General features: G+C 70.9%; 5 protein-coding genes. 3 read left to right on the top strand and 2 right to left on the bottom strand.

Annotated elements, in window-relative coordinates:
• Nucleotides 1-145: 145 nt before the first annotated feature.
• Nucleotides 146-1537, bottom strand: coding sequence for a sporulation protein (locus ACFVU9_RS45130; RefSeq protein ID WP_387603849.1), 1392 nt, complete (start codon nt 1535-1537; stop codon nt 146-148).
• Nucleotides 1538-1813: 276 nt separating this feature from the next.
• Between ACFVU9_RS45130 and ACFVU9_RS45125 the strand changes: the two genes are divergently transcribed.
• From ACFVU9_RS45125 to ACFVU9_RS45115, 3 genes are all read left to right on the top strand, one after another.
• A complete protein-coding gene (locus tag ACFVU9_RS45125; RefSeq protein WP_387603846.1) occupies nt 1814-3580 on the top strand; it encodes an asparagine synthetase B family protein in 1767 nt (588 codons plus the stop codon).
• Between the two features lie 28 nt (nt 3581-3608).
• Entirely contained in the window at nt 3609-4046 is a 438-nt protein-coding gene (locus ACFVU9_RS45120) for an NUDIX domain-containing protein (protein ID WP_380446152.1), read from the top strand.
• Nucleotides 4047-4115: 69 nt separating this feature from the next.
• Nucleotides 4116-5429 (top strand): UDP-glucose dehydrogenase family protein, encoded by a 1314-nt coding sequence (locus ACFVU9_RS45115; protein WP_387603842.1) that lies wholly within the window; start codon nt 4116-4118, stop codon nt 5427-5429.
• A gap of 407 nt (nt 5430-5836) precedes the next feature.
• Here ACFVU9_RS45115 and ACFVU9_RS45110 read toward each other — a convergent pair.
• Nucleotides 5837-6160, bottom strand: a 324-nt coding sequence (locus tag ACFVU9_RS45110; RefSeq protein WP_387603839.1) for a hypothetical protein, incomplete at its 5' end; no start/stop codon positions are given.

Below are 6160 nucleotides of genomic sequence, written 5' to 3'. Positions count from 1 at the left end.
TCCGGGCCTGCCCGGAGCGCGCCGCCGGGAAAGCGTGAAAGCCGAACCGGCTTCTTCCAGAATCGCCATAGTCCACCCCGCGAGCTAGCGGTCAGGTGAGTACGACGCTGCAGGTGAACGACGATGAGCCGAGCGGAGCCCTCATTCAGGCCGCGACGCCGAGCTCGTGGCGGGTTCGGTGGAGGAATTCGCGGACGGCGGCCTCCCGACGCCAGGGGGTGAGAGCGGCGTTGAACTCGCGGACGTAGTCCAGAGCCCGGCTCGACTGGACGCGGGCGAGGATGCCGACGGCCTGGTTGCCGAGTGCAAGACCTTGGTCCAAGTTGTTGCTCTGGAGATGGGCGGTCCCGACGATCGCGAGGCGCATGCCGACGGAGCGGGTGAACACTCCAGTCGGCATGGCGGCCGCTTGGGCGTTCCAGGTCAGGGCCTCCTTCGGCCTCCTGAGATCGCGGAAGACCTCGGCGGCGTCGGCCGAAAGCCGGGCGTGGTGATAGAAGTCGATCCAGGCTGGCTCATCGGCGCTGTCGCAGGTCTGGCTCAGCAGACCCTCGGAGGCGGCCAGGGCTGCCGAGGCGGCCCTGGCGTTGTTGTCGCGGGCGTGTGCCCGGGCCTCGATGAGTTTGGTGAAAGCCAGCACCCGGGGGGCGGCGTGGCCCTTTGCCCGTTCGAAGGCTCCCTGGGTCATGTCGATGGCCTCGTTGGCGAAGCCCCTCAGCAAGGTCTGCATCGCCATGGTGGTGAGCACGTAGCAGCCGAGCTGTACGTCGCCGCCCGCCCGGGCGAGGCGGAGGGCCTGGATGAAGTGCCGCTGGGCGACGTCGTGCTGACCGACGTCGAAGGCGGTCCAGCCCGCCAGGCGGGACAGCTCGGCAGTCACCGAGAACAGCTCGCGGCCCACCTCGTCGCTGAACGAGCCGTTCAGCAGTGGCACAGCCCGCTCCTGCAGGCAGGCCGTCACCGAGTTCGCCTTCCAGTTCCCGCCGCCGTACTTCGAGTCCCAGCGGCGGGCGTCGTCGGCGGCATCCCGCAGTTCGGAGAGGTCGGCGGTGCCGACCCTGCCACTGCCGCGATGCGAGGAGGTGTCGTCGGCCGGGCTCACCAGCCACCGGGTCACCGGGGTCGTGAACGAGGCAACGGCGAAGCTGGATCCGGCGAGGAAGTCGCGGCGGTTCACGGAACTCCAGAACGAAGTGGCGACGCGCACGGCGTCGGCGGGCTCTCGCGGAAAATCCAACCCCACCGCGGCGTCCGGTGTCTCCGCATCCGCCATACCGATCTCCGCCAACTGCACAGGCCGGCCGAGCCGTTCGCCGATCGCCCGGGCCAGAAGCCTGGGCACCGGCCAGTCGGGGACCATGCCCCGCCGACACCAGTTCGCGACCGAGGTGTGCGTATACGTGGTGGTCAGCCCAGCTTCGCGGGCCAGCTGGTTCACGCGATGGGCCAGCGACTTGTGGCTGGCGCCCTCGCACTTGTCGATCATCCGGGCCAGCGCGTCGTTCGGCGGCTTGGCCCGGCGGGTGGTCGACGCCACAGCGTCCCCCTCAATCCGTTCCCCGGCTGGGCGCGGGGAGTCGTACTCGACTGGGCACGAGAAGAATTCATACGCCCGGCACCTGACGCCGGATCACCGAGGGTATTGCCTCCACTCCTCGCAGTGAACCGCTTTCGCGAGTTGTGAGCCCCCTTGCGAGCCCTGCCCGCACCGTCCGCCAGACGGTTGCCTGGTGTTCCGGGCCTTCGCCGGGACCTGGGAAGACATCCTTCCGGCGGAGGCCACCACCGATTCACGCTCGGGGGTGACAACCAGATGTGCGGAATCGCAGGACTGGCCGGCGCCGACGCCGTCCGCCACCAGACCACCGTCGCCGCGATGGGGCTCGCTCAGCACCACCGCGGCCCGGACGGCACCCGGCACCTCACCTCGGCCGACGGCCGGGCAGTGCTGTCCATGAACACCCTGCTGATCGTCGACACCGCCGCCAACCCCGGCCCCTACCAGGACCCGACCAACGGCATCGTCCTCACCTTCAACGGCGAGATCTACAACTACCGGCAGGCCGCTGCGGCCTGGGGCATCCCGCTGGAGCTCGGCGAGACCGACGCCCACCTGGTCCTGCGGGCCTGGGCAAAGCTCGGCCCAGGCTGCCTCGCCGGCCTGGACGGCATGTTCGCCCTGGCCGTCTATGACCCGCGTGAGGGACAGCTGTTCCTGGCCCGGGACCGGCTCGGGGAGAAGCCGCTCTACTGGCGTCTCGATGGCGGACGCCTCGCCTTTGCCTCCGAGGTCACAACCCTGACCGGCTACGGCACCGTCCCTCTGGTCGTTCGCCCGGAAATGCTGAGCATCGAGACGCCCACCGGCACCGACACCCCGTTCCAGGGCATCCAGCTCCTGCCGCCCGCCGGGCTGCTGGCCTTCGACGTCGCGACCGGCTCGCTGGTCCAGCGGACCTGGTGGCAGTTGGAGGGCCTGGAGCCCTGGCAGGGCGACTACTCCACCGCGCTGGCCCGGTTCTCGACCCTGCTGGCGGACCGGATTCCAATGCGGGCGCCCGGCTCGGACTTCGCGCTGCTGCTGTCGGGCGGCCTCGACTCCTCGGTACTGGCCTACTTGATGAGGCCCCAGGTCTGCGTCACGGTCCGCTACCCGGGCCATGACCGCCTGGACGAGTCCGCGACCGCGGCCGTCGTCGCCCGGGACATCGGCGCCGAGCTGGTCGTCATCGAGCCGACCATCGAGGACTTCATCCGCTCGCTGCCGGAGATCATGCATGCGTTGGACTACCCGATGGGCAACGCGTCCACGTTCTCCGAGCACATGGCCTACCGGGCGATCGCCGAATGCGGCATCCGCGTGGTGATCGGCGGGCTGGGGCCGGACGAGTTGCTGATGGGCTACGTCCGCCACGCGCTGGTCCTGTTCGGCCCTCAGGCGGTGCTGGGCGCCGGGCTGGAGGCCTACCGGCCGCTCGCGTCCAAGCTCCTAGGCGCCACCGGTGAACGGCTGGAGCCGGCGGAGGCGATCGTGAAGCTGATCCTGCGTGGGCAGGGCCCGGACGGCCGCCTGCGGGAGCTGGTCGCCGACGCCCTCCGCCGGGCCGACGGCGACCTGGCCCGCGGGCTGACGCTGGCGGATCTGGCCACGGCCTGGCGTCCGCTGGTGATGACCTCGGACAAGCTGGCCTCCGCCTTCGCGCTGGAGCGACGCTCACCGTTCCTGGCACGGGACCTGGTCGAGTTCGCCTACCGGCTGCCGGTCGAGCACAAGATCGCCGGCCCGGCGGCCGGGAAGCGGATCCTGCGGGACGCGGCGAAGGCCCTCGGCCTGCCCCGGGAGGTCTGGGGCAGCCGCGACAAGCTGGGGTTCGCCTCCCCGGTCCCGAGCTGGCTCTCCGGCCCGCTGGAGCCCTGGGCGACCGCGCAGATCAGCTCGGCGCTCGACCAGGCGCCCAAGCGGCTGCAGCCGCTGCTGGCCGACGGTCTGAAGCCGGGCGGCCGATTCGACCGCACCAGGATGCAGGCCTTGATGGCCGCCGCCTGGTTCACCGACCACGCGCTGGCGGCTGCGGCATGACGACCCATCGACTCACTACGGTGAGCGGATGGAGAACCTTCCCGAGGACTCGTCCGCCGCCGAGCCGCGCGGAGCGGTCGCGCTAGTCACCAACCACCGCGGCGAGCTCCTGCTACACCTGCGCGACGACATCGAGCTCATCGCCTGGCCTGGCCACTGGAGCCTTCTCGGAGGTGGCTGCGACCCCGGCGAGACGCCGGCCCAGGCGATCATCCGCGAGCTCGCCGAAGAGGCCGGCCTCACGGTCGGCGGCCTGACCGAGCTGTTCGAGACGCCGGACGTCCACGGCTCGGGGCAGATCATCACCTTCTTCGCCGGCTCCTGGGACGGCGACGAGACCGCGCTGCCACTGGCCGAGGGCGTCAAGCTCCAGTTCTTCGCCCCCGAGTACCTGCCCGTCCTGACCATCCCGCCGTTCATCCGCGACGGCATCCACCGCCACCTGGCCGCCCAGCCGGGCACCTGATGCCCCCGTCCTCGATGGGGTTGGGGCGCCCGGCCGGGCGGCACCCCGCCCCCTTGGAAGGACACGTTCGTGAAGCTCACCGTGATCGGCTGCGGCTACCTCGGCGCGACCCACGCCGCCGCGATGGCCGAGCTCGGCCACCAGGTCCTCGGGATGGACACCGATACCGACAAGGTCGAAGCGTTGAACAAGGGCCAGGCCCCGTTCGTCGAGCGCGGCCTGGACGAGCTGCTCGCCAAGCACACCGCCTCCGGCGCCCTGCGGTTCACCGCCTCCTACGCGGAGGCCGCCGCTTTCGCCGACGTCCACTTCCTGGGCGTCGGCACCCCGCAACAGGACGGCAGCGGCGCCTACGACCTCACCCACCTGCACACCGCCGTCCGCCGGCTGGCTCCCGGGCTCCGGGACGGCGTGCTGATCATCGGCAAGTCGACCGTCCCGGTCGGCACCGTCGCGAAGCTGCGGCAGACCCTCGACGAGCACGTCCGTGACGGGGCGAGCACCCGCCTGGCCTGGTCGCCGGAGTTCCTGCGCGAGTCCTTCGCCGTCCTGGACACCCTGGAGCCGGACCGGATCGTGCTCGGCATCGAGGACGGCGACATCAGCAGCGAAGCCGTCTTCCGGACCGTCTACGCCGACGTCCTGGCCACCGGTTCCCCGCTCATCGTCACCGACATCGCGACCTCCGAGCTGATCAAGGGCGCTGCGAACGCCTTCCTCGCCACCAAGATCTCCTTCATCAACGCGATGGCGGAGCTCTGTGAGCTGACCGGCGCCGACGTCCAGGAGATCGCCCTCGCCCTGGGCTACGACCACCGGATCGGCGCCAAGGGCATGCGGCCCGGCCTCGGGTTCGGCGGCGGCTGCCTCCCCAAGGACCTGGCCGGCTTCACCCACCGCGCCGAGGAACTCGGCGCCGACACCGGCCTGCTCCGCCAAGTCGAGGCGATCAACCGGCGCCGGCGCGAGCACACCGTCGAACTCGCCCGCGAAGCGCTCGGCGGCACCGTGACCGGCAAGCGGATCGCCGTCTGGGGCGCTGCCTTCAAGGCCCACACCGACGACATCCGCGACTCCCCGGCCCTCGCGGTCGCCGAGGCCCTACAGCGCGCCGGTGCCGAGGTCACGGTGCACGACCCCGCCGCGATGGAGAACGCCCGCAGGGCCTACCCCCACCTCGACTTCGCCGACGACCTCACCCAGGCTGCAACCGGCGCCGGGCTGCTGCTGCACCTGACCGACTGGCCTCAGTACTCCGACGCCGACCCCGCCGACCTCGCCCCGTACATCGCCGTTCCCAAGGTCATCGACGCCCGAGGCACCCTCGACGCGAACCGCTGGCGCGCGGCCGGCTGGATCTTCCGCGCTCTCGGTCGCCCCTGACCCCACGGCACACTCACGAATGCCCGGCCCGGCCGCCGTAGGCGCGCACGGCGCAGAGCGCAGGTCCTGCACCACCCGGAACAGGAGATCAAGGAGGAACACCTGAACGCGGCTCGCCGCAATCGGTGACAGGCCCCGCCGGCCACTGTCCGGGCAGCGACGTCGCCCCCATTGAGCTCAGCGCCTGACCCGCCGACGCGGGTGCCCCCGGGCCGTCCGGACGGCCCGGGGGCACCCGCGTCGGAAGACGCGACGTTCCGTTGCCGATGAGGTTGACCCTGGTCGTGAAGCCTGTGAAGAGCAGAATGAACGCCATCGTGAGTACGGTTGGCCCGGCGGACTCTCTTGGTCCGAGTCACCCGAAGGCTGACCCGCGTCACAAGAATCCCGGGTGGCAAGCCGGATCGTCAGATTCGGGGCCCCCGGCGGCAGCGGATTCCCCACTCGCCGTTGGGTGAGAACGACTCGCCGCTCGCCCGCGACACCAGCAGGCTCCGGCCGTCGAACGCGATCCGGTCGCCGACTGCCAGGAAGAGCGGACTGTTGAGCTCACAGAAGCCGCCGCTATCCGTCTCAAGGTCGTTCACGAGCATCATCCGCGGGACCGGAGTGACTCCGTCAGCAAGCAGCAGCATGGCGAGATCGTTCCACACCGGCACGACGTTGGATGATCCGCCGGGCGGGGCGGGGCCCGGGGAACGATTGCGGCGCGCTCCGGGCAGGCCCGGAGC

The organism is Kitasatospora sp. NPDC057936 (assembly GCF_042887525.1).
Taxonomy (GTDB): domain Bacteria; phylum Actinomycetota; class Actinomycetes; order Streptomycetales; family Streptomycetaceae; genus Kitasatospora.
Note: the sequence above shows the minus strand (reverse complement) of the source record. Positions and strands in the feature narration are given on the sequence as shown.